Genomic DNA, 22,373 nt, shown 5'->3' with positions numbered 1-22,373 from the left:
TTTCCTACTTTTACTTTATCAAAAAACGTTGAAATGAACATACACTTTATCGCTATTGGCGGCAGCGCCATGCATAATCTGGCCATTGCTTTAAAAATAAACGGACATACCATTACCGGTTCGGATGACGAAATTTTTGAACCGTCAAAAAGCCGGCTAAAACAATATGGTTTGCTGCCTGAAAAGGAGGGATGGCATCCGGAAAAGATACAACCCAGCCTGGATGCGGTAATTTTGGGGATGCATGCCCGTGCGGATAATCCGGAATTACTGCGGGCAAAAGCGCTGGGAGTGAAAATTTATTCTTATCCCGAGTTTTTGTATGCCCATGCAAAAAATAAAAAAAGGGTAGTTATCGGCGGAAGTCATGGAAAAACCACCATTACCGCTATGGTGATGCATGTGCTAAAGCATCTCGGTAAGGATTTCGATTACCTTGTGGGCTCCCGGCTGCCTGATTTTGAAGTGATGGTGCGGTTGAGTAATGATGCGCCGCTGATGATTTTTGAAGGGGATGAATACCTGAGCTCGCCCATTGACCGGCGTCCTAAATTTCATTGGTATCATCCGCATGTGGCTTTGCTTAGCGGAATCGCCTGGGACCATATCAACGTTTTTCCCACTTTTGACAATTATCTTGAGCAGTTTGCCATTTTTATCCGGCTGATTGAGCCGGACGGCGTGTTGATTTATTATGCCGGAGATGAATGGTTAACCCGCCTGGTAAAGTCTGAACGAAAAGACCTGAGAAAAATTCCTTACACTTCAGTGCCTTATGAGGTGGAGAACGGCGTCACTTTTTTGAAAATAGGAAAGAAACGCATTCCGTTAAAAATCTTTGGAAAGCATAATCTGTCGAATCTCCACGGAGCCTGGCTGGTGTGCCGGGAACTGGGCATTGCGGATAGTGATTTTCTGGAAGCGATAAGCCATTTTAAAGGAGCATCCAAACGGTTGGAGCTGGTGGCAGAAAACGGGAAAGGGCGTTTGTACAGTGATTTTGCCCATGCACCGTCCAAGCTGAAAGCTACACTGGAAGCCGTAAAGATGCAATTTCCCCAACAGCAGGTGGTGGCCTGTTTTGAGCTCCACACTTTTAGCAGCCTGAATCAGGATTTTCTGGCTCAGTATGCTCATGCCATGGATTCGGCCGACCAGGCTTTTGTTTTTTACAGTCCGCATGCCCTGCAGATGAAAAAATTGCCGGTTTTGAGCAAAGAGGCCGTGAAAAAAGCTTTTGCCCGTGATGATTTGCAGGTTTTTGATGACAAAGATGAATTGGTTTCCTGTTTGGTAGAGAATACCCAACCCGATAACATTTTTTTAATGATGAGTTCAGGAACTTTTGACGGCTTGAATATGAAAGCTTTGGCAGATAAATTGCTCAAAAGAAAAACCGACTGATGATTTTTCTTAACTTTCATGGGTTTATTTTTTACAGGTGCTTTTAAAGACAATGGCGATGCACAAGCTGTGGGCAGGCCTACCGAAACGGCGGGCCGGCGAGAGAGTGAATGCCGAAAAGCTTACAGCATCGTGCAAAAGTGCTTGCATTTCTCTTGCGGTGAGCAAGAGACTCTTTTGCCGGAGATGTTGCTTTTCGGCAGAGCGGGAAGAAGCATTCGTTTCGGTGCGTCTTCTTTGGTTCCTTTCTTGACGAAACAAGAAAGGAACAGAAAACACTTTAAAATTTTTTTTACTTCAAGTAAAAAAGCAATTTTTCCGGAATCAGTGAATATCATTAAAAAATGAGATGATGACTACCGCGATATCGGAATGAATCAAAAGCGCATTTTGATTTTCAATGGTATTGTCAAGCTTGCGAAAGTTGAGTAGTTACCCCTTTATTAACAAGATGATGAGATAAATAAAAAAAAGCCGGTTCTGGAAAGAGCCGGCTTTTTTATGAGTGATTTTTATGCTATCCGTTCATGGACAACAAAAATTCTTCGTTCGTTTTGGTAAACTTCATTCTTTCTTTCAGAAACTCCATGGCCTCTACCGGATTCATATCCGACAAATGGTTCCGGAGGATCCAAACCCGTTGAAGTACTTCTTTGTCAAGCAGTAAGTCTTCGCGGCGGGTACTGGATGCAACAATGTCGATGGCCGGGAAAATCCGTTTGTTGGAAAGTTTTCTGTCCAGCTGAAGCTCCATATTACCGGTACCTTTAAATTCTTCGAAGATCACTTCGTCCATTTTTGAACCGGTATCGATAAGGGCAGTGGCCAGAATGGTCAATGAACCACCGTCTTCAATTTGCCGTGCAGCACCAAAAAAGCGTTTCGGTTTCTGTAGCGCATTGGCTTCCACACCACCGGAAAGCACTTTTCCCGAAGCCGGTGAAACCGTGTTGTATGCACGGGCAAGCCGGGTGATGGAGTCAAGCAGAATAACCACGTCATGGCCGCTTTCGGTCATCCGTTTGGCTTTTTCCAGTACCAGGTTGGCAATCTTTACGTGTTTCTCTGCCGGTTCATCAAAAGTAGAAGCAATCACTTCGGCATTTACACTTCTGGCCATGTCGGTAACCTCTTCCGGACGTTCGTCAATCAATAAAATGATCAGATAAACTTCCGGGTGATTGTAAGCAATGGCATTGGCTACTTCTTTCAGAAGAACTGTTTTTCCGGTTTTGGGTTGTGAAACGATAAGCCCGCGTTGTCCTTTTCCAATCGGACAAAACATGTCCATGATTCGAGTGGAAATGGTTTCTTTAGGATGACCGGTAAGTTTAAATTTCTTTTGTGGGAATAACGGCGTTAAAAAGTCGAAAGGAATCCGGTCGCGGATTTCTTCCGGTGTTCTGCCGTTAATGGTAATGACTTTGATTAACGGAAAATATTTTTCTCCTTCTTTAGGTGGACGAATGGTTCCCAGAACCGTGTCTCCTGTTTTCAGACCAAAAAGTTTGATTTGCGACTGGGATACATAAATATCGTCCGGTGAGTTAAGGTAGTTGTAATCCGAAGAACGCAGAAAACCGTATCCGTCAGGCATAATTTCCAAAACGCCTTCCGAGTTGATTATGCCTTCCAGATTGTATTTGGGTTCTTCTTTGGGTGTTTCTTTCTCGGCCGGTTTCTCTTTGCTTTCTGCTTGTTGTTTGGGCTCTGATGAAACATCAGAAGTGCTCTTTTCCCCGTTTCTTTTGTCTTCTTGCTTTTGTTCTTGTTTTTGCTCTTTGTTGTCCGGATTGTTATTATCTGAAGTATTTCGTGTAATCCGTTTTCTGCGTTTTACACGGGCTTCATATTGTTCAAGATGAGATTTCGGACGCGAAGCTGAGGACTGAGCCGTGTTCTCTGTTGTTTCTGATGATTCTTTTGTTGTTTCTTCCGGCTGTTTTTCGGCAGTTTTTTGGGTATTTTCTTGGTTATCAGCTTTTGGAGTGTCGAAAAGAGAAGGAGCTTGGTTTTTTTCTTCTGCCGGTTTTCCCGTTTTGTTTTCGCTTTTGGTTTCGTTTTTTTCTGCAGCGGCTTCTTCCTTCTTCTGATTTTTACGCGGACGTCCGCGACGGCGTTTGGGTTTGTTTTCTGCTTGTGCTGTTTCGGTCTGTTCTTTATTTTCTTCCGGACTTTTTGCTTCTTCCGGATTTGTTTTTTCAGTTTCGGTTGCTGCAGAGGCAGAAGATGATTCTTGTTTCTTTCGCCGGTAAGTCCGTTTTACATGGGGCTTTTCTTTATCCGAAGAAGACTCTTTCACAGGAATTAAAGCCTGTTGGTCTAAAATTTTATAAATCAAATCGCGCTTGACCAGTTTTTCGGTTCGGGGAATACCCAACTCTTTGGCAATCTGTCGTAGCTCGCCTACCAGCTTGTTGTTCAGCGTTATAATATCGTACATGTAATTAATATTTATTGTTTTCTTGAGAAAATCATCCGATTATTTTTGGGCTTGTTAAATCTTAAGAAATTCTTTTTTAAGGAAAAGATTAAAAGGACCCTTTTAACAAGCGCAAAGATATAAAAAATCCGGTTGTATATCCTGTGCCGCTTAAATATTTTTAACATAATGACTGGTTATCAGGTTTTCACCGGCGAGAATATTCAAAAAAGAGGAATACTTTTTTTCTGCTTGCCGCCGAAAATGCTCCGGTTGACGTTTTCCTGCCCTGAAAATTGTTATTTTTGACCTACAGGAAGAAATTACCAGAGGGTAGTCTTTTGATTACGTTTTTTCTGGTGAAGAAGAAACTTATGGTAAATTAATGACAAGAATGAAAATCCGGTTATGGGAAAAAAGAGAATGCCGTTGTCTGACCTTTTGGGGGTGGATTGCCGTATGGCTTCTGTTGGCTCTCCTTTTTCGGATTTGGCTGGGAACCGTTTGCCGTTGGTTGTCGCTAAATGAGCCGGTGAAAGCCAAAACACTGGTGGTGGAAGGATGGATAGAAGATTATGCCTTGCACCATGCTGTGGATTTTTACCGGAAAAATCACTATCAACATCTGATCGTAACCGGTTTGCCCATTACCCAGTGGAGTGATTATGTAACATTTAAAAATACAGCGGAAGGTGCTATTGCGGTAATTAGAGGATATGGCTTTAAAGACACTGTTTATGAAGCCGTTATTCCTCGCTCGGTAACCATAAACCGGACGTATAATACGGCAGTGGCTACCCGGATGTTGTTTCAAAAACATCCGGAATTTGGCCATGCATTCAATATTTATTCGGTGGGGGTGCATGCGCGCCGGACTCATCTGATGTTTGAACGTGCTTTTGGAAAAGAATATCAAATAGGAATTATTGCCGATACTGACCGCACTTTTGACCCGGAACATTGGTGGCGTACCAGTAAAGGTTTCCGGAATGTAAGTAATGAATTTGTGGCATTTAGTTATGTTTGGGCCTTTTTTCATCCCGATTATCAGAAATTTGAAAAAATGCTGGAAAAAGGGTATGCCCAGGATAGTCTCGATTTGTTTCAACAAAATAATGTAAAACCTGAAAAACTGACAAAAACCCCATGAAAAAACTCAATGTTTCCTTGCTTTACATTGAAGATGACCCAACACTGAGAAACATCTACAAAAAAATCTTGGAATATACTGTAGAAAAGGTGTATGTGGCTTCTGACGGACTGGAAGGTCTGAACCAATTTAAACAATATCATCCGGATATTGTTTTGACCGATGTCAGAATGCCGGTGATGGATGGTCTGGACATGATAATGAGAATCAGGGAGATAGATAAATATGCGCGAATCATTATCCTTTCAGCATTTGGTGAACCGCAATATTTTACCAGTGCGATTGCTTTGGGAGTAAAGGCCTATTTGTTGAAACCGGTTGAATCGGCACAACTGCTAAAAGCTATTGAAGAGCAGGCGAATGATATTTTGCTGGACCGGAAAGTCCGGAAAGAGGAACAAAAACGGCGGCTAGCCGAAAATGAACAACGAAAAAGTGAAGCCATTTTGCGGGCTTTGGCCAATGTAACGGCTGTTTTTTTTGAAGAAGGTTTTAATAGTCAATCGGTACAAAAGGTGTTGCAGCTGATTGGCGAAGTGACCAATGCTTCGCGGGTGTACATCTTTCAGAATTTTGAAGATGAACAGGGTAAACCCTTTACTTCGCAGATTTACGAATGGGTGAAAGGACAGGTAAAGCCGGAAATTGATAATCCCACACTCGAACGCCTTTATTTTGACGATCCGATTTTTGTTCGCTGGGTAGAGGTGATGAAGAATCACGGTTATATCCATGGTTTTGTTCGGGATTTTAAAAATGAAATTGAAAGGAAGGTGCTGGAAGAGCAGGATATCATCTCCATTCTTTCCATGCCTATTTTTGTTCAGGATAAATGGTGGGGATTTATCGGCCTGGATGAATGTGAACAGGAACGGGTTTGGTCAGAAGCCGAAACCGGTGCGTTGGAAACCTTGGCGCATAACCTGGGAGCTGCTATTTACCGGAAGGATGTGGAAAATGAATTGCGTGAGCTAAACGCCCATCTTGAACTCCGGGTAAAACAGCGTACCGAGGCAATGCAGAAAGAAATTATTGAAAGACAGGCTGTTGAAACTCGTTTACGTGAAAGCGAAGAAAAGTACCGGCTTATTTTTGAAAATGCCATTAATGGTATTGTTTTGATTGTGGAACGGCAAGTTGTCATGGTAAACCCGAAAGGTATCGATATTCTGGGCAGTAACCCGGATCATATTATCGGAAGCTGCCTGGTGGATTTTGTTTTCGAAGAAGACCGCCCGCGCTTTGAAAATTTTATTCATACGGTGGGCGAACGTAAAGGTACTGAGTTTATTGATATCCGGTTTGTTTCTCCTTCCGGAAAATTAAAGTGGGTGGAAATGAAAACCAATGAAATTATTTGGGATGAAGAAAATGCCTGCTTGGTTTTCCTTTCCGATATCAGTGCCCGTAAAACAGCCGAAAATGCCTTAAACCGGTTAAATAAAGAACTGGAAAAACGAGTGGCGCAGGAAGTGGAAAAGGTGAAACAACAACAACAATTGTTGGTGCAAAAATCAAAACTGGAATATATCGGAGAGCTGTCGGCAGGACTTTCACACGAAGTGAACCAGCCTTTGGGCGGTATTTCCATGGGACTGGAAAATATTTTGATGCGAATGTCCGATGGAAAACTGGATGAAGAGTATCTTCGTAAAAAGTTTGAAGTACTGTTTCAGGATGTGGAACGGATCAATCAGATCATTCAGCATGTCCGTATTTTTTCACGTGACCAGCAGGAAGCACTTAAAGAAGATGTGCCGGTAGTTCAGGTTTTAAACAATGCACTTTCTTTGGTTAAAATGCAGATGAAAGATCATCAAATTGATCTGCAATTGGATTTTGTTCAGGATGAAGAACTTGTTGTAACAGGAAATCCTTACCGTCTTGAGCAGGTTTTTCTGAATCTGCTGTCCAATGCCCGGTATGCTGTGGAAGAAAAGGCGCGATTTGTCCATAACGGATATAAGAAAGAGATTGCCATCCAGTGTGTCCGGAAAAATAATTTTTGTGAAGTCAGAGTGAAAGATAACGGCACCGGAATTTCTCCGGAAAACCTGAACAAGATTTTCGATCCGTTTTTTACGACAAAAGATGAAGAAAGAGGTACCGGGCTGGGACTTTCCATTTCGTATGGTATTGTGAAAGAGTTTGGCGGTAACATTCGTGTACAAAGCCGGGAAAAAGAAATGACTGAATTTATCATTCGATTACCACTAAAAAAAGCAAATAAAGCAAATGATGTCAAATAAGTTAAGTCTCCTTGTTGTAGATGATGAGCAACGGCTCGTAGATGAAATTGCCGAATTTCTGAAGGGTAAAAAATTTACCGTTTATTCGGCTAACCATCCGGATACGGCCCTGGAACTGGTAAAAACAAAAATACCGGATATCGTGATTCTGGATATCCGGTTACCGGGAAAAAGCGGGCTGGACCTGTTGCCGGAGATTAAAAAGGTAAACCCGTCAACGGAAGTCATTATGATTTCGGGACACGGAGATATGAATACCGTGATTGAAGCCATGCGCAAGGGAGCTGCCGATTATTTTGCCAAACCTTTCCGCCTTGCGGATGTGTATAAAGCCATTGTGCGTACAGAGCGCTTTATCGCACTGACAACAGAGCTCCAGAGTGTGAAGTCCGGCATGGACGTCCTGTCAAAAAAATTACTCGAAAATATTGGTGTGCGACTGGTGGGAAACAGTAAGGCCATGCGCGATATGATTGGGATGATGACGAAAGTGGCACAAACGCCGAATACTTCTGTCCTGATTTTGGGGGAGAGTGGTACCGGTAAAGAGTTGGTAGCACACGGAATTCATTATCTGAGTGACCGGAACAATAAAACATTTTATTCGGTTAACTGTTCGGCTATTCCGGAAAGCCTTTTCGAAAGCGAATTTTTCGGACATAAAAAAGGTGCTTTTACCGGTGCAGATTCAGATAAGGACGGTTGGTTTGAGATTGCGGATGGCGGTACGCTTTTTTTGGATGAGATCAGTGACATGCCGTTGGTACAACAGGCTAAGCTACTGCGTGTTCTGGAAGAACGAAAGGTAAGTAAGATTGGCTCGCGACAAAGCAAACAGGTGGATGTACGGGTGATTGCTGCTTCGAATACCAATCTGGAAAAGCTGGCCAACGAAAATAAATTTCGTCTCGACCTGTTTCACCGGCTCAATATTTTTGTGATCAACATTCCGCCATTGCGCGAGCGGAAAGAAGATATTCCGGCATTGGTTCAATATTATCTCGATTTGTATTGCCGGCAGTTTGGAAAAACCAAAATGAAAATGAGCAAAGATGCACTGGAACTGTTGCAGAGCTACCATTTTCCGGGAAATGTCCGGGAGCTTCGGAATATTGTTGAACGGGCAGTTATTTTGTGCGATGGTGATACTTTGTTACCAGAACATATTCAATTGATGCAAAATGGCGAAAGGAAACCGGAGCAGATTTCGCAGCATGCCGAAACCCGTTTGCCTGAAGCATCGGGGAACAGCGAAGTTGTACTTGACCTGGAAGAGAATGAACGCCGGCTGATTCGTCTTGCCCTTGAAAAAGCAGACAATAACAAATCAAAGGCAGCTCAGTTGCTCAATATTACCTGGCAGGCACTGGACCGCCGGATGAAAAAATATGGTATGGAATAGGGGAGAAGGCGTACCTTGATAAAATAAAAAAACCGGCTGAAATCATCAGCCGGTTTTTTTGTAGGATTAAAAATCCGTTTATTTTTTTACCGCATCCACAATAGCTTTAAAAGCTTCAGGATGGTTCATAGCCAAATCGGCAAGAACTTTACGGTTCAGTTCGATATTTTTGGCATGGAGTTTTCCCATGAATTCAGAATAGGACATCCCGTGAAGACGGGCCCCTGCGTTGATACGCTGAATCCACAATGCACGGAAATTCCGTTTTTTGGTTCGTCTGTCACGGTAGGCATAGCTGAGGCCTTTTTCGTAAGCGTTTTTCGCAACCGTCCAGACATTTTTTCTGCGGCCAAATTGTCCTTTGACCTGCTTCATTACTTTTTTTCTGCGTGCTCTTGACGCAACAGTGTTAACTGATCTTGGCATTTTTTTAAATTTTTTCCGTTATAGCGCTCCCGATACTTGCCGGGAAACTTTTCTGAGCTATAACAAAATTAAACAATTGATTTGATTACCCTTGAATCATGCGACGAATGTTCTTTTCATCAGCTTTGTCAATAATGGTAAAGTAAGTTAAGTTACGTTTACGTTTTTTTGACTTTTTCGTCAGAATGTGACTTTTGTACGCATGTTTCCTTTTGATTTTTCCGGAACCCGTCAGCACAAATCTCTTCTTAGCACCGGATTTTGTTTTCATTTTTGGCATAGCGCAAAATGATTTTTAAATGATTAATATATAGTTTAGTTTAACTTGATTTTTTCTCTGATTTCTTTTCCGGTTTTTTAGGAGAAAGAATCATGATCATCCGTTTCCCCTCCAATTTGGGAAGTTGTTCTACTTTGGCATAATCTTCCAACTCCTGGGCAAACCGCAATAAAATGTACTCTCCTTTGTCTTTGTAAATGATGGATCTTCCCCTGAAAAACACGTCCACTTTTACTTTGGCACCATCTTGCAAAAATTTAGTGGCATGTTTTAGTTTAAAATTAAAATCATGGTCGTCGGTATTCGGTCCTAAACGGATTTCCTTTAAGACAACCTTGGCGGTTTTGGCCTTAATCTCTTTTTGCCTTTTTTTCTGTTCGTAAAGGTATTTTTTATAATCCATAATTTTACAAACAGGCGGATTGGCTTTTGGAGAGATTTCAACCAAGTCCAAACCCAGCTCATCTGCTTTGGCTTGTGCCTCGCGCAGCTGATAAATACCGGTTTCCACATTGTCACCTACCAGGCGGACAATGGGCGCGGTAATGTGTTCGTTAATTTTGTTGGGGTCTTCTTTTTTTACGTATCTGGGGCCCCTTCCCCGTCCTCTGTACTTTGCTATTTTAGTGTCCTCCTAAATGATTGGTTAAACATTCATTAAATTTTTTACTTCTTCATTCACCATTTGGGCGAAATCTTCGGTGCGCATCGTTCCCTGATCGCCTTCTTTGTGTTTTCGCACCGAAACCAGTCCGTTTTCTTCTTCTTTCTCTCCTACAATCAGCATGTAAGGAATCTTCTTCAATTCCGCATCCCTGATTTTTCTTCCTGTTTTTTCGTTTCTTTCATCCAGTTCGGCACGGACATCCAAACGGGTCAGCAAATTTAATACTTTTTTGGCGTAAGTTGTATATTTTTCGCTAATGGGTAAAATAATGGCTTGTACCGGCGTAAGCCAAACCGGGAAATTACCGGCACAGTGTTCGATAAGTACAGCCACAAAACGTTCCATCGAGCCGAACGGTGCGCGGTGAATCATCACCGGCCGGTGTTTTTCGTTATCGGCGCCAATGTAAGTTAAATCAAAGCGTTCGGGCAGGTTGTAATCGACCTGAATGGTGCCGAGTTGCCATTTTCTGCCAATGGCATCACGAACCATGAAGTCCATTTTCGGACCGTAAAAAGCGGCTTCGCCGTATTCTACGACCGTATTTAAATTCCGTTCTTCTGCTACTTCGATAATTGCTCTTTCTGCTTTTTCCCAATTTTCGTCTGTCCCGATATATTTTTCAGGATGTTTGGGGTCGCGCAGCGAAATCTGAATCAGTACATCCTTAAAGTCCAGAGCCGTAAAGATCTTTTCAATAATGTCAATCACCCCATTAAATTCTGTTTTGATCTGGTCGGGTGTACAGAAAATGTGGGCATCGTCCTGGGTAAAACCTCTTACCCGTGTTAATCCGTGCAATTCGCCGCTTTGTTCGTAACGGTAAACGGTACCAAATTCGGCGTAGCGGATGGGCAGCTCTTTATACGAATGCGGAGTGGCTTTGTAAATTTCGCAATGATGAGGGCAGTTCATGGGTTTCAGGAAAAATTCTTCTCCTTCTACCGGCGTTTTGATGGGGCGAAATGATTCTTCACCGTATTTCTGATAATGACCGGATGTTTTGTACAGATTGACGTTGCCGATATGTGGAGTTATCACCGGTTGATAGCCGGCGGCCCGTTGAACTTTTTTCAAGTATTGTTCCAGCAGCTCACGCAGTTGTGCCCCTTTGGGAAGCCACAGCGGGAGACCAAGCCCCACATTTTGCGAAAAAGTAAACAGTTCCAACTGTTTACCAAGAACACGATGATCGCGTTTTTTGGCTTCTTCCAGCAATTCAAGGTATTCGGTCAGCTCTTTTTTCTTCGGAAAGGTGATGCCGTAGATACGGGTCAGCTGTTTGCGTTTTTCATCGCCGCGCCAGTAAGCTCCGGCAATTTTCATCAGCTTTACAGCTTTGATGAATCCGGTATGCGGAATGTGCGGGCCGCGACAGAGATCGGTAAAATGACCGCTTTCGTAGAAAGTGATTTCTCCGTCTTCAAGGTCTTCGATCAGCTCCAGCTTATATTCATCGCCTTTTTCTTTAAAATAGGCGAGGGCATCGGCTTTGGAAACTTCTTTCCGGACAAACTGTTGTTTTTCGCGGGCCAGTTCCAACATTTTTTTCTCGATCTTGGGAAAATCTTTTTCCGAGATTTCGTAATCACCAAAATCGATGTCGTAATAAAAACCATTTTCGATGTCGGGGCCGATACCGAATTTCACACCGGGATACAGCAGCTCAATGGCTTCAGCCATCAGGTGAGCCGACGAGTGCCACAGGGTGGCTTTTCCTTCCGGATCGTTCCAGGTAAGCAGTTGCAGCTTGGTATCTTCGGTGATGGGCATGGTGGCATTGACCACTTTGTCGTTCACTTTAGCTGCCAGTACGTTACGTGCCAGCCCTTCGCTGATTTCACGGGCAATATCCAATGCGGTGGTGCCCTTGGCTACCTCTTTTACCGAACCGTCCGGTAGTGTTATTTTTATCATTTTACTGAATCCCTTTCAAAAAATTGGGTGCAAAGATAGGATTTTTCTCTTAACACGCATGCTATAAGCATTTTAATTTATGATTTTTTTAACAAAAGATTGTGAGAAAAATGCTGCAAAATCCATCTTTTTTAAAGATGTAATTGGCTGATTTATTGCGTGTTTGTTTTTGAGTTTTATGGTTGTAAAGTATTTGTTCTTTTTGAAGCGTGAAAAAAGAAAACTTTTTTACCAGCTGCCACCGGCACCGCCGCCGCCGAAACTTCCGCCGCCAAAGCCACCGAATCCACCACCAAAACCACCGGAACTTCCTCCTGAAAAATCATTCCAGCTTCCTGAGTGACCACTTCCGCCGAGCATGCTTCCCAACCAAAAAGCAGTCCAGAAAGAAGTGCCTTTTCCGACACTGTACGAGCGGGCATTGCTGACACGAATCAGCAAAAAGACCAGCAAGAAAATGACGAAGGGTATCAAAGCCGTCCAGGGTGATTTTTCGTGTGTTTTGTTATACCCTTTGGCGCTGATTTCGCCGGCCGCAAGTTCCATAATGATGTCGGTTGCCTTTTGAATACCACCGTAATAGTCTCCCCGTTTGAACCGGGGAATCATTTCGTATTCAACAATTTTCTTTGCGGTGGCATCGGGAATAACCGGCTCAAGTCCGTAACCTACGGCAATAAAAGCTTGTCCGCGGCTGTTACGGTATTTGGGTTTGATAAGAATCACCACGCCGTTGTCAAATTTTTTCTGTCCAACTTTCCATTGTTTTCCCAATTCGGTGGCAAACATGGCCGGATCCATGCCGTTAAGCGATTTAACCGTTACCACCACAATTTGGTTGGACGTGGTATCGTTGAAATAACGCAACTTGTATTCGAGACTTTTTACCTGCTGTGGTGTGAGAATGCCGGCAAAATCGTTTACCAGCCGGGGAGGATTGGGGCGGGGAGGAATATCTCCGGCCCGGAGCTGAATGCTGAAAAACAACAGCAGAATAAAAATGAGGGTTGAGTGTTGAATTTGTTTCATGGCTGTAATGGTCCTTTGCGGTTATTTCCCGAACGAGATATCATCCGGTAGTTCGTTAATATCATCCAGATGATACGGAAAGTGTTTTTTCAGGTGTTTACCGGTTTCGGTAATCCCGTAAACCAATCCTTCCGTAAATTTATTTTGTTTAAAATATTCGGCCATTTTTTCTTTGATGTCGTCCCAGAAATTTTCAGGAACTTCTTTGTTAATGCCCACATCGCCGATAATGGCAAACTTTCTGCTTTTTATGGCAAGATAAAACAACACACCATTACGCAGTTCGGTGCGATCCATTTTTAATTTTTTGAAAATAAAAGCAGCGCGGTCAAGCACATCTCCTTTCAAGGTGGATTCAATATGTACCCGAATCTCACCGGAGGTGTCCATCTCGGCGTTAAGAATAGCTTTCATGATTTCATCTTGTTCTTCTTTGGTGAAGAACCTTTTGGCTGAAGGACTCATGATAATGTTTTTTTAAAATTTGACCTGCGGGGCTTTTTCGGCACCTTTTTCTGCTTTGAAATAGGGTTTGGGTTGAAAACCGAATAAGTTGGCTACAATATTGCGGGGAAATGTTTTAATGTACGTGTTGTAGGCCTGGGTAATCTGATTAAACTGGCGGCGTTCTACGGCAATACGGTTTTCTGTACCTTCCAGCTGGGCCTGTAATTCCAGAAAGTTCTGGTTGGCTTTCAGGTCGGGATAACGCTCAACAACGACCATCAGTTTTGACAATGCCTGCGACAGTCCGTCCTGCATTTGCTGGAACTGTTTTAATGCCTGTGGATTCAGATGGTTGGCGTCAATGTTGACCGAAGTGGCTTTGGCGCGGGCCTGAATAACGCCTTCCAGCGTTTCTTTTTCGTGTTGGGCATATCCTTTTACCGTGTTTACCAGGTTCGGAATCAAATCGGCACGCCGCTGATAAACATTTTCAACCTGCGACCACTGGGCTTTTACGGCTTCCGATTGGGTAACCATGGTGTTATAGGTATTTTTAAACCAACCGTAGGTGAGTAGCAATACAACAGCAACTACGATAATGACAATCCAGGATTTTTTCATGATTTTTCCTTTAATTTTTGAAAATGCGTGCTAAGATACTATTTTTTAATTGACAGAGGAGGATTTCTTTTTGCCGGGTTCTGTTTTTACAAAAAAAATAGCGCACAGGAACATAAAGCTTCCTGTGCGCTGCAAACGTTTTTAAAGCGATTAACTTACGCGTTCAACATTTCTTTTCACAAACTCATCCAGCTCTTTTCCTTTCAACAGGTTTTTGGATAGCCGTGCCAAATCGTACAGCTGACGGGCCATTTCGTCTTGTTGTTTTTCATCATCGGTTTCGGAAATTTTTCCGATTAACGGATGGTTGGCATTAATCACAAGCGTGTAAGTATCCGGAAGTGCCCCCATGCCCATCATGGGGCTGCCGCCGATGGCTTCCATATCTTTCATACGCCGCATAAACTCGTTTTGCGTGATGGTAATGGGCATTTCCGATTCACTCAGGTTTTCGAAGGAAACTTCGAACTGTTTTTTGTCAATTACCCTTTCAAAAGCAGCCTTTACTTTTTCTTTCTGTTTGTCATCGAGTTTGGAAGGCGCCTGGTCTTCTTTTTCGATGAGCTTGTCTATGGTGTTAGAATCCACGCGGGCAAAAGCCGTATCGGGTAATTTTTGTTCCAGTGTATTGATAAAATGCGGATCGAGTACACCGTCCATCAGCAATACGTCGTAGCCACGTTCTTTGGCAGCCTGAATATAGCTGTATTGTTCATCTATATTATTGGCATACAGATAGATGAGTTTGTTGTTTTTATCTTTTTGTGCCGGTTCGATATGTTTTTTGTATTCGTCCAGCGTGAAGTATTTGCCGTCGGTATTTTTCAGGAGCGCAAATTTTACTGCTTTGTCGTAAAATTTGGGTTCCGAGATCATGCCGTATTCAATAAATATCTTGATATCGTCCCATTTTTCTTCAAAGCTTTTCCGGTCGTTTTTAAAGATTTCGGCCAGTTTGTCAGCCACCTTTTTGGTAATATAACCCGAAATCTTTTTCACATTCTGGTCGCTTTGCAGATACGAACGGCTAACGTTCAGCGGGATATCGGGTGAGTCGATTACGCCGTGCAGCAGGGTAAGAAACTCAGGAACAATACCTTCCACCGAATCGGTAATAAAAACCTGGTTGCTGTACAACTGAATTTTGTTGCGCTGCAGCTCGTAATCGCGTTTTACTTTCGGGAAATAAAGAATCCCGGTAAGGTTAAACGGATAATCCACATTCAGATGGATATGGAACAACGGTTCGTCCAGCGTGAGCGGATAAAGCTTGTGATAGAAAGCTTTGTAATCTTCTTCTTTGACTTCCGAAGGCGATTTTTTCCACAGCGGGTCGGTGTCGTTGATGATTTTCGGACGTTTTACCTCTTTGGTTTTGGGTTTTCCGTCTTTGTCTTTTTCGCCTTCAATGGGTTCAAATACGGTTTCCATTCCAAACTGAATGGGTACCGGCATAAATTTACAGTACTTTTTCAGCAGCTCTTCAACGCGGTAATCTTCAAGAAACTCTTTGTTTTCGTCGTTGATGTACAGCGTTACTTCGGTGCCGCGGTCTTTTTTGTCCGATTCGGTCATGGTATATTCCGGGCTGCCATCGCATTCCCAGCGAACGGCTTTGGTACTTCCGCCTTTTTTGTAGGTTTTGGTGTTGATAACCACCTTGTCCGAAACCATAAAAGTGGAGTAAAATCCCAGCCCGAAATGACCGATGATGGCGTTGAGCTCATCTTCTGATTTGGCTTTGAATTTTTTCAGAAATTCTTCGGCACTCGAAAAAGCAATCTGATTAATGTATTTATCGACTTCTTCGGCGGTCATTCCGATTCCGCGGTCGCGGACTGTCAGGGTTTTCTTCTTTTTGTCCACTTCCACCTGAATAGTTAAATCGCCGAGTTCGTCTTTGAATTTCCCGAGAGAAGCCAATGTTTTTAACTTTTGTGTGGCATCTACCGCATTGGATATCAATTCTCTGAGAAATATTTCATGATCTGAGTAAAGAAATTTCTTGATAATCGGGAAAATGTTTTCCGTTTGGATTCCGATTTTTCCTTTTTGTGCTGTCATATTTTTTTGTGTTTTAGTTTATTCGATTTGGTTTGTGTCCACCGGAAATCAAACCCTGTGCCAAAGGACAGAAGTGCCATTTTGTCTTTTTGCAATTTGAGAAAAGAAAGGTAAAATCTTTCCTGAATTCTGTTTGGTCTTTTGGTGAACTAAACAGAATTGGGGCATTAAAACCGGTATTGCCGGAAAATTATTTTTTTGCGGTCCATTTGTTCATGACGGAGAGTATTTGGGCCTTGTTTATCGGTTTGGTAACGTAATCGTTACAGCCGGCTGCCAACGCTTTTTTATCATCACCGATCATGGCAAAAGCGGTTTGGGCTATAATAATGACCTCTTTATTGAACTCGCGGATAATCCGGGTAGCTTCCAGGCCATTGGTTCCCGGCATTTTGATGTCCATGAAAATTAATTTGATTTCCGGGTGGTTTTTAAGGATTTCGATAGCCTGGCTTCCTGTGCGGGCTGCATAAAACTTGCGAAATTTCCCGGAGAGAATGGTTTTTAGGTAAAGCAAGCTGACCTCATCATCTTCAGCAACCAAAATATCCGGTTTTATTGTCTCCAGGCTGGTAATTGTTTCTTTTTCCTCTTTGGGTTGCTCTTTGGGGGATTTGCTCAGGGAGATATTCTCTTTGGTCTTATAGGGAATTGTAAACCGGAAAGTAGTTCCCTGTTTTTCTTTGGAAGTAACCCAGATTTTTCCACCCAGCATTTCCACATAAGCTTTGGCAATGGACAATCCAAGGCCAGAACCTTCGTATCCTCTTGTGTTACTTATTTCTGCCTGTTCAAATCGGTTAAAAACGGCTTTTATCCGGTTTTCGGGAATGCCAATCCCGGTATCTTTTACGAAAAATTCAACAAATTCTCCCTGGCGGAAACAACCCAATGTGATGTCGCCTTTGTTCGTGAATTTGATGGCGTTTTTAATCAGGTTGATCAAAATGCCATGTAGTTTGGTGTTGTCACTGATGATTTTCTTGTGTAAGTTTCTGGGGACCGGTAATACACGAAAAGTCAGTCCTTTGTCCGTGATCTCCGGTTCGAAAAATTCGTAAAGTTCATCCATCAGCTTTTCCAGTGAAATTTCGGAGAGGTAAACATTTATTTGGCCCGATTCGATTCTTGAAATGTCAATCAGGTCATTGATGGTGTTCAGCAGTCGCTGGCTGCTTTTTGTTATGATGGCCTGGTATTTTTCTCTTTCCATAAGACTCAGATCCGGGGTGTTCAGCAGGTTCACAAACCCCAGAATCCCATTCATGGGGGTACGGATCTCATGGCTCATGTTGGCGAGGAAAGCACTTTTCAGCCGGTCACTTTCTTCTGCTTTTTCTTTGGCTAACTGAAGCTCGTGGTTTTGTTCCTGCAGCTTTTGCTCAATTTCTTTTTGCCGGGTAATATCAATTACATACACCGACACGCCGATAATCTTTTCTCCCGTTTCGTCATAAACGGGATTGTAATGGTTTTCGTAATAGGAACGTTTTAAATTTTCGTCGCCATATTCTTCTTCCAAAACAAAATGCTCGCCTTTCAAAGCCCGGTCGAAATTGGCTTTGGCTTTCTCCCTGTCCGCTTCATATTGAATGAAATTCAGCATGTTGTCGCCCGTTTTGATATCGACTCCCCAAATTTCTTTCATGGTTTGGCGATGAGAAGAAGTAAAATCGAGATAACGGTATTGTGTGTCGAGGGCAAAAACAATAATTTTTTGTGGACTTTCGAGGATTGCGTTTCTTAGGACTGAGATTTGTTTAAATTCTTCTTTGGCTTTTTGGGCCTCTGCTTCAGCTGCTTTAAGTTGCTGGTTGGTAGCGCGCAATTGCTGTTCGTTGGCTGATAGTTGCTGGAAGGCTGCTTCCAGTTGCTGATTGGCTGCCCGCAGTTGTTGTTCACTGGCAGAAAGCTGTTGAAAAGCCGCTTTTAATTCCGCTTCCGCTTTTTTTAGACCGGTGATGTCATGGGCAATGTAGAGAACACTGTCCGTGCTTTTGGGAACTGCACGTCCTTCAAACCAATATTTTTTTCCCTGGATCAAAGTGGAATAAGTGATAGTAACCGGTTCTTTTTTAGAAAGGCTGTCACGCACCAGTTTCAGGAAACGATCAGCTTCTGCTTTGGGAAGAACCTCATGGAGCGTTTTTCCAATCCGGCTTTGGGGTGGGGTGAACAAAGGCTGGGGAGAAGTGGGGGCAATATTAAGGTATTTTCCGTTGTAATCCAGTTCAACAGCCACATCCGTAATGGCTTTTAACAGCACCTTTAAATTATTCTCACTTTTTTTAATTTCCTGATTAACTGTCGTTAATTGTTGATTAGCTGCCCTTAATTGTTGTTCGGTAGCCGAAAGTTGCTGGAAAGCTGCTTTTAACTCTTGTTCTGCTCTTTTTTCTTTGGTGATGTCTCGGGCAATGAACAAAACGGTGTTTTCCGTTTTGGGAATCGCTTCTCCTTTAAACCAGTATTCTTTCTTTTGAAGAGTAAGGGTGTATTCCAGTGTGTGAAGCCGGTGTTTGTGAAAGCTTTTCCGGATAAATTTAAGGAAACGGTCTGCTTTCTCTTTGGGAAAAATATCGTGAAGGGTTTTCCCGATGACAATTTCCGGCGGTTTATACAACATTTCGGGGTTGGTAGGGGCAATATTAATGATTTTGCCGTCATAGTCGAGCTCCATAACAATGTCGTTCATGTTATAAAAGAGCGCCCGGAGTATTTCCTCTTTTTCCTGGAGTTGCTTATTTAGGGTCTTTAATTGGTTTTTTTCTTTTTCCGAAGCATTTAACTTTTGTTTTAATGTTTCAATTTCTTTTAAATAATCGTCTTTGGTTTTAACCGGTCTATTTTTCATGACGAATAAAGGTTATTGTTTTGGGTGCAGGTATTGCCAGAGAACTTTTGGGGCGTTATCACCACAGGTGTATGAAACGATCCCTGTTGTTGTATCAAGCGAAATGGTTCTTCTTTCCATTCCTCCTAAAACAGCCGCAATAATGTTTAAATTTTTTTTCGCGATAAAATGCAAAACACTGCTTACCATAGCCCGGGCAATGGTGTCGTTAGGTTTTTTCAAAACGTTGGCGCCACCGGCGAGACAAATTTCCAGTTTTTCGGGAGGAAGTCCGAAATTACTCAGCTTTTTCAATAAATATTCGATGGCATTATGGCAGTATTTGTTTTTGTCGTCCGGGTGATAATTATCCGGTGCTTTTCCCGGCAACATTACATGAGCCATGCCTCCGGTTTTTGTTTCCGGATCATAAGCAACAACAGCCACACAAGAACCCAACGGAGTAGAAACAAGAATGTCGGTTTTGTTTGTGATTATTGTTTCACCGGCCTGAACATAACAGGCTGAATCTGTAATGGAACTCGGGTTTTGATAAGACATTTTTTGTCAAAATGTTTTCTGCTACAAAGTAAGCAAAAAATAAGGGAATTAAAAAATAGTTTTTTATCCCAGAAATTTCATAAACCAGTATCCCGAATCTTTGATGTACCGTTTTAGTTTGTTTTGATAGTCAATGTAAATCAGCCCGAAACGTGGACGATAGCCTTTGTCCCATTCAAAATTGTCGGTAAGCGACCATACAAAATAACCGCGGATATCCACGCCTTCGCGTTTAGCCCGTAACAGATTTTGCAGGTATTCTTTAAAAAAGGCAATCCGCTTTTCATCATGAACATGGCCGTTTTGTAACTTGTCGTTAAAACAAACCCCGTTTTCGGTTACCACAAGAGGAATGTTGTATTGTGCAAACTGTTTGAGAATACGGTAAAAATCGTAGCCGTTAATTTCACCGCCCATGCAGTTGGTTTTGGCTCCGCGTTTCGATGCCGGTATTTCTTTGGCGTGAATTACGGGAAACCAGTTTTTCTTGACGGTTACCGGATAATAATTTTGAACGCCGAGAAAATCGAATTGGAATTTCATTTTTTCTTCATCTCCGGGCAGCATGTATTTTTCAATTTTTTTTAATCCGGGCAGCCGGTCAAACGGATAACCGCGACCCACAGCCGGTTCCACAAAAATGCGGTTCATCAGGGCATCGTAACGGCGGGCCGCTTCGATGTTTTTTGGTTCGTTATTAACCGGGTTTACCCACGAAAGGGCAAAGGTGGTTCCGATATTGGCATCCGGAATGTTTCTCCGTATGGCGCGGCCACCGGCCGCCTGACAAAGCACGGCATGGTGAACTGCCGGGAAAAAGTGACCAAATCCCCGTTTGCCGGGAGCCATCTCCCCCGTCATATAGCCCAGTGCGGTAAACGACAGTGGCTCATTCAGGACCATCCAGTTTTTTACTTTTTTACCGTATTCGTTGGAAACAAAATCGGCATATTGTGAAAACCACCGGACTATTTCACGGTTATCCCAGCCGCCTTTTTTCTGCAATGCTTCGGGTAAATCCCAATGATAAAGGGTAACCCAGGGCTCAATTCCATTTTCCAGACAAAAATCAATTACCTGGTGGTAAAATTCTACCCCTTTTGGATTGATTTTTCCGGTTCCCTCGGGGAAAATTCGTGACCAGGAAAGCGAAAAACGAAAAGCATTAAAATGCATCTCTTTTAACAGACTGATATCTTCCCGGTAACGGTGATAAAAATCGGTAGCTGTGTCGCCATTTTCGCCTTGTTCAATTTTATGTTTCCGATGAGAAAAAACATCCCATATCGACAGACCTTTTCCGTCGGTATTCCAGGCTCCTTCTACCTGATAGGCTGCACAGGCGGCGCCCCATACAAAATCTTTCCCAAAAGCCTGCTTTGTGAGTGTAAGCTTTGGAGAAAGCCGGTTTATGAGTTTTGTGGCGGCATTTACGTAAGGAGAGAGTAGTATGGCACCAGAAGCTAACGCGGTGTTTTTTAGCCATTTTCGTCGGTTCATGAAAGCAATTTTATGGATTTACAAACAAAAGTAAGGCTTTTGAACAAGGATGTTCCTGATAAAGATCAATTTATTTGATCCGGTAAACGGCTTTGGGGGCCAGAAGCCCCATGGAAATCCCACGGGAGAGCATGAACAGTTGCAGTGCAAGCCACAATCCGTGATTTTGATAGGTGGGAAAAAGAAAATAAAATGCCGGCAGGAAAACGAACAGCGCCGAAAAAATCATGGTATTTCGCATGGCTTTGGATGCGGTTACCCCTACATAAATACCATCCCATATAAAGGCGGCAAGACTTGTTAACGGCAGGATAATTACCCATCCGTAATAAGCTTTGGCAAGATGCAGTAGTGCCGGATTGTTCGTTAAAATTACCATAAAATACTTTAATCCAAAGAAATAAATCAAAGCGGTAACAAAGGCGATAACCGATCCCCAAAAAAACAGCCGGTGTACGGTCATTTTCAGCAATTGTACGTTTCCTGATCCTTTGGCTTTGCCGGCAAGGGCTTCGCCTGCAAAGGCAAATCCATCAGCAAAATAGGAAAAGAAAAAGAAGAATTGAAATAATAATGTGTTTACAGCCAGTATTTTGTCGTTGATGCGGGCAGAAATGCCAGTGAAAAAAGTCAATACAAAAATGAGTAAGATCGTCCGGATAAAAATGTCGCTATTCACTTTGAAAAAGATAAGCAACCCCTCTTTTTGGGCCAGAATTTTCAAAGAAAGACGGCGTGCATACGGTTTGTATTTTTTAAATAAAAACAAAAAAGCAAGCAACAAGCCGGTATACTGAGCCAAAACACTGGCCAGTGCCACTCCGTCGGAGTGCATGTGAAAAGGATAGACAAACAGAAAATTCAGTCCGATATTCATGATGTTCACGACAACGGCGATAGTCATAGGAATACGTGCATTTTGCATGCCGAGAAACCAGCCGTAAAAGCTGTAAAGCATCAGGGTAGCCGGAGCAGCGTAAATGCGGATGTAAAAGTATCGCCGGGCAAAATGGGTTACCTGTGGTGTGCCATCCAGCAGCCGGAAAGCAATCCATTGTATGGGATATTGCAGCAGGAGGAGAATTAAAGCCAGTCCGAGAGCGACAAGCAGCGAACGGTGTAGTCCGCGGTGTAATGCTTCGTGGTTGCCGGCGCCATACGATTGGGCTGTAAAACCGCTGGTTCCCATCCGCAGAAATCCGAGACTCATGTACACCACATTAAAAATCGTGGTGCCGAGTGCCACCGCGCCAACATACATCACACTGTCCGATTTCAGGTGTCCCATCAGGGCATAGTCGGCTATGCCGAGTAACGGAACAGTCAGATTGCTGACGATGTTGGGAACGGCCAGCCGGAAAATTTCGCGGTTGAGTTTTTTTTTGGCGTTCGCCATGGGGC

18 protein-coding genes are annotated in these 22,373 nt (G+C 42.9%); 5 read left to right on the top strand and 13 right to left on the bottom strand.

Annotated features, from left to right (window positions below; translation table 11 throughout):
* The first annotated feature begins 33 nt into the window (after nt 1-33).
* Both LA303_RS08610 and LA303_RS08605 read left to right on the top strand, forming a co-directional pair.
* Complete coding sequence (locus tag LA303_RS08610; RefSeq protein WP_240524873.1) at nt 34-1,404, top strand: UDP-N-acetylmuramate--L-alanine ligase; 1,371 nt, start codon at nt 34-36, stop codon at nt 1,402-1,404.
* 18 nt (nt 1,405-1,422) lie between these two features.
* Nucleotides 1,423-1,752 carry a hypothetical protein gene (locus tag LA303_RS08605; RefSeq protein WP_240524872.1) on the top strand — a complete coding sequence of 110 codons (330 nt, stop codon included), beginning with the start codon at nt 1,423-1,425 and terminating at the stop codon, nt 1,750-1,752.
* Between the two features lie 169 nt (nt 1,753-1,921).
* Here LA303_RS08605 and rho read toward each other — a convergent pair whose 3' ends face one another.
* Entirely contained in the window at nt 1,922-3,847 is a 1,926-nt protein-coding gene (gene rho, locus LA303_RS08600; RefSeq protein WP_240524871.1) for a transcription termination factor Rho, read from the bottom strand.
* A gap of 373 nt (nt 3,848-4,220) precedes the next feature.
* On the opposite strand from rho, the gene LA303_RS08595 reads away from it, so the two are divergent.
* Genes LA303_RS08595 through LA303_RS08585 form a run of 3 tightly spaced genes read left to right on the top strand, consistent with a single transcriptional unit; the run spans nt 4,221 to nt 8,627 of the window.
* Nucleotides 4,221-4,976 carry a YdcF family protein gene (locus LA303_RS08595; protein ID WP_240524870.1) on the top strand — a complete coding sequence of 252 codons (756 nt, stop codon included), beginning with the start codon at nt 4,221-4,223 and terminating at the stop codon, nt 4,974-4,976.
* Complete coding sequence (locus LA303_RS08590) at nt 4,973-7,225, top strand: response regulator (protein ID WP_240524869.1); 2,253 nt, start codon at nt 4,973-4,975, stop codon at nt 7,223-7,225. Before LA303_RS08595 ends, LA303_RS08590 begins: the two co-directional genes overlap by 4 nt.
* Entirely contained in the window at nt 7,212-8,627 is a 1,416-nt protein-coding gene (locus LA303_RS08585) for a sigma-54-dependent transcriptional regulator (protein ID WP_240524868.1), read from the top strand. The genes LA303_RS08590 and LA303_RS08585 overlap by 14 nt, the downstream gene beginning before the upstream one ends.
* Before the next feature lie 78 nt (nt 8,628-8,705).
* On the opposite strand, the gene rplT is transcribed toward LA303_RS08585, so the two are convergent.
* The 12 genes from rplT to LA303_RS08525 all read right to left on the bottom strand — a co-directional run bounded on the left by rplT (nt 8,706) and on the right by LA303_RS08525 (nt 22,368).
* Nucleotides 8,706-9,053: a 50S ribosomal protein L20 gene (rplT, locus tag LA303_RS08580; protein ID WP_240524867.1), complete on the bottom strand. Its 348-nt coding sequence runs from the start codon at nt 9,051-9,053 to the stop codon at nt 8,706-8,708.
* An 85-nt stretch (nt 9,054-9,138) separates the two neighbouring features.
* The gene (rpmI, locus tag LA303_RS08575) at nt 9,139-9,333 is read right to left on the bottom strand and encodes a 50S ribosomal protein L35 (protein WP_240524866.1); all 195 of its coding nucleotides are present in this window, start codon (nt 9,331-9,333) and stop codon (nt 9,139-9,141) included.
* 40 nt (nt 9,334-9,373) lie between these two features.
* A complete protein-coding gene (gene infC, locus LA303_RS08570) occupies nt 9,374-9,955 on the bottom strand; it encodes a translation initiation factor IF-3 (protein WP_240527126.1) in 582 nt (193 codons plus the stop codon).
* Nucleotides 9,956-9,979: 24 nt separating this feature from the next.
* Nucleotides 9,980-11,917 (bottom strand): threonine--tRNA ligase, encoded by a 1,938-nt coding sequence (thrS, locus tag LA303_RS08565; protein ID WP_240524865.1) that lies wholly within the window; start codon nt 11,915-11,917, stop codon nt 9,980-9,982.
* A 228-nt stretch (nt 11,918-12,145) separates the two neighbouring features.
* Complete coding sequence (locus tag LA303_RS08560) at nt 12,146-12,946, bottom strand: TPM domain-containing protein (RefSeq protein WP_240524864.1); 801 nt, start codon at nt 12,944-12,946, stop codon at nt 12,146-12,148.
* 21 nt (nt 12,947-12,967) lie between these two features.
* Nucleotides 12,968-13,411, bottom strand: a complete 444-nt coding sequence (locus LA303_RS08555) for a TPM domain-containing protein (protein WP_240524863.1) — start codon at nt 13,409-13,411, stop codon at nt 12,968-12,970.
* 12 nt (nt 13,412-13,423) lie between these two features.
* Nucleotides 13,424-14,014 (bottom strand): LemA family protein, encoded by a 591-nt coding sequence (locus LA303_RS08550; RefSeq protein WP_240524862.1) that lies wholly within the window; start codon nt 14,012-14,014, stop codon nt 13,424-13,426.
* Between the two features lie 150 nt (nt 14,015-14,164).
* Nucleotides 14,165-16,078, bottom strand: a complete 1,914-nt coding sequence (htpG, locus tag LA303_RS08545; RefSeq protein WP_240524861.1) for a molecular chaperone HtpG — start codon at nt 16,076-16,078, stop codon at nt 14,165-14,167.
* A 190-nt stretch (nt 16,079-16,268) separates the two neighbouring features.
* Nucleotides 16,269-18,932 (bottom strand): ATP-binding protein, encoded by a 2,664-nt coding sequence (locus LA303_RS08540; RefSeq protein WP_240524860.1) that lies wholly within the window; start codon nt 18,930-18,932, stop codon nt 16,269-16,271.
* A gap of 12 nt (nt 18,933-18,944) precedes the next feature.
* A complete protein-coding gene (locus LA303_RS08535; protein WP_240524859.1) occupies nt 18,945-19,472 on the bottom strand; it encodes a chemotaxis protein CheD in 528 nt (175 codons plus the stop codon).
* Nucleotides 19,473-19,535: 63 nt separating this feature from the next.
* Nucleotides 19,536-20,972 (bottom strand): GH1 family beta-glucosidase, encoded by a 1,437-nt coding sequence (locus tag LA303_RS08530; protein WP_240524858.1) that lies wholly within the window; start codon nt 20,970-20,972, stop codon nt 19,536-19,538.
* 70 nt (nt 20,973-21,042) lie between these two features.
* Nucleotides 21,043-22,368, bottom strand: coding sequence for an MATE family efflux transporter (locus tag LA303_RS08525; RefSeq protein WP_240524857.1), 1,326 nt, complete (start codon nt 22,366-22,368; stop codon nt 21,043-21,045).
* Nucleotides 22,369-22,373 lie beyond the last annotated feature (5 nt).

The sequence above is a fragment of the Candidatus Sulfidibacterium hydrothermale genome (assembly GCF_020149915.1).
GTDB classification, from domain to species: domain Bacteria; phylum Bacteroidota; class Bacteroidia; order Bacteroidales; family F082; genus Sulfidibacterium; species Sulfidibacterium hydrothermale.
The sequence above is the reverse complement of the archived record's forward strand: the minus strand, read 5'-3'. Positions and strand labels throughout refer to the sequence as shown.

Coding starts and splice junctions, on each gene's coding strand:
- LA303_RS08535 (WP_240524859.1), bottom strand. CDS start 19,472: ATGTCTTATCAAAACCCGAGTTCCATTACAGATTCAGCCTGTTATGTT.
- LA303_RS08595 (WP_240524870.1), top strand. CDS start 4,221: ATGAAAATCCGGTTATGGGAAAAAAGAGAATGCCGTTGTCTGACCTTT.
- LA303_RS08525 (WP_240524857.1), bottom strand. CDS start 22,368: ATGGCGAACGCCAAAAAAAAACTCAACCGCGAAATTTTCCGGCTGGCC.
- LA303_RS08560 (WP_240524864.1), bottom strand. CDS start 12,946: ATGAAACAAATTCAACACTCAACCCTCATTTTTATTCTGCTGTTGTTT.
- htpG (WP_240524861.1), bottom strand. CDS start 16,078: ATGACAGCACAAAAAGGAAAAATCGGAATCCAAACGGAAAACATTTTC.
- LA303_RS08550 (WP_240524862.1), bottom strand. CDS start 14,014: ATGAAAAAATCCTGGATTGTCATTATCGTAGTTGCTGTTGTATTGCTA.
- rplT (WP_240524867.1), bottom strand. CDS start 9,053: ATGCCAAGATCAGTTAACACTGTTGCGTCAAGAGCACGCAGAAAAAAA.
- LA303_RS08605 (WP_240524872.1), top strand. CDS start 1,423: ATGGGTTTATTTTTTACAGGTGCTTTTAAAGACAATGGCGATGCACAA.
- LA303_RS08540 (WP_240524860.1), bottom strand. CDS start 18,932: ATGAAAAATAGACCGGTTAAAACCAAAGACGATTATTTAAAAGAAATT.
- LA303_RS08590 (WP_240524869.1), top strand. CDS start 4,973: ATGAAAAAACTCAATGTTTCCTTGCTTTACATTGAAGATGACCCAACA.
- thrS (WP_240524865.1), bottom strand. CDS start 11,917: ATGATAAAAATAACACTACCGGACGGTTCGGTAAAAGAGGTAGCCAAG.
- rho (WP_240524871.1), bottom strand. CDS start 3,847: ATGTACGATATTATAACGCTGAACAACAAGCTGGTAGGCGAGCTACGA.
- LA303_RS08555 (WP_240524863.1), bottom strand. CDS start 13,411: ATGAGTCCTTCAGCCAAAAGGTTCTTCACCAAAGAAGAACAAGATGAA.
- rpmI (WP_240524866.1), bottom strand. CDS start 9,333: ATGCCAAAAATGAAAACAAAATCCGGTGCTAAGAAGAGATTTGTGCTG.
- LA303_RS08610 (WP_240524873.1), top strand. CDS start 34: ATGAACATACACTTTATCGCTATTGGCGGCAGCGCCATGCATAATCTG.
- LA303_RS08585 (WP_240524868.1), top strand. CDS start 7,212: ATGATGTCAAATAAGTTAAGTCTCCTTGTTGTAGATGATGAGCAACGG.
- LA303_RS08530 (WP_240524858.1), bottom strand. CDS start 20,972: ATGAACCGACGAAAATGGCTAAAAAACACCGCGTTAGCTTCTGGTGCC.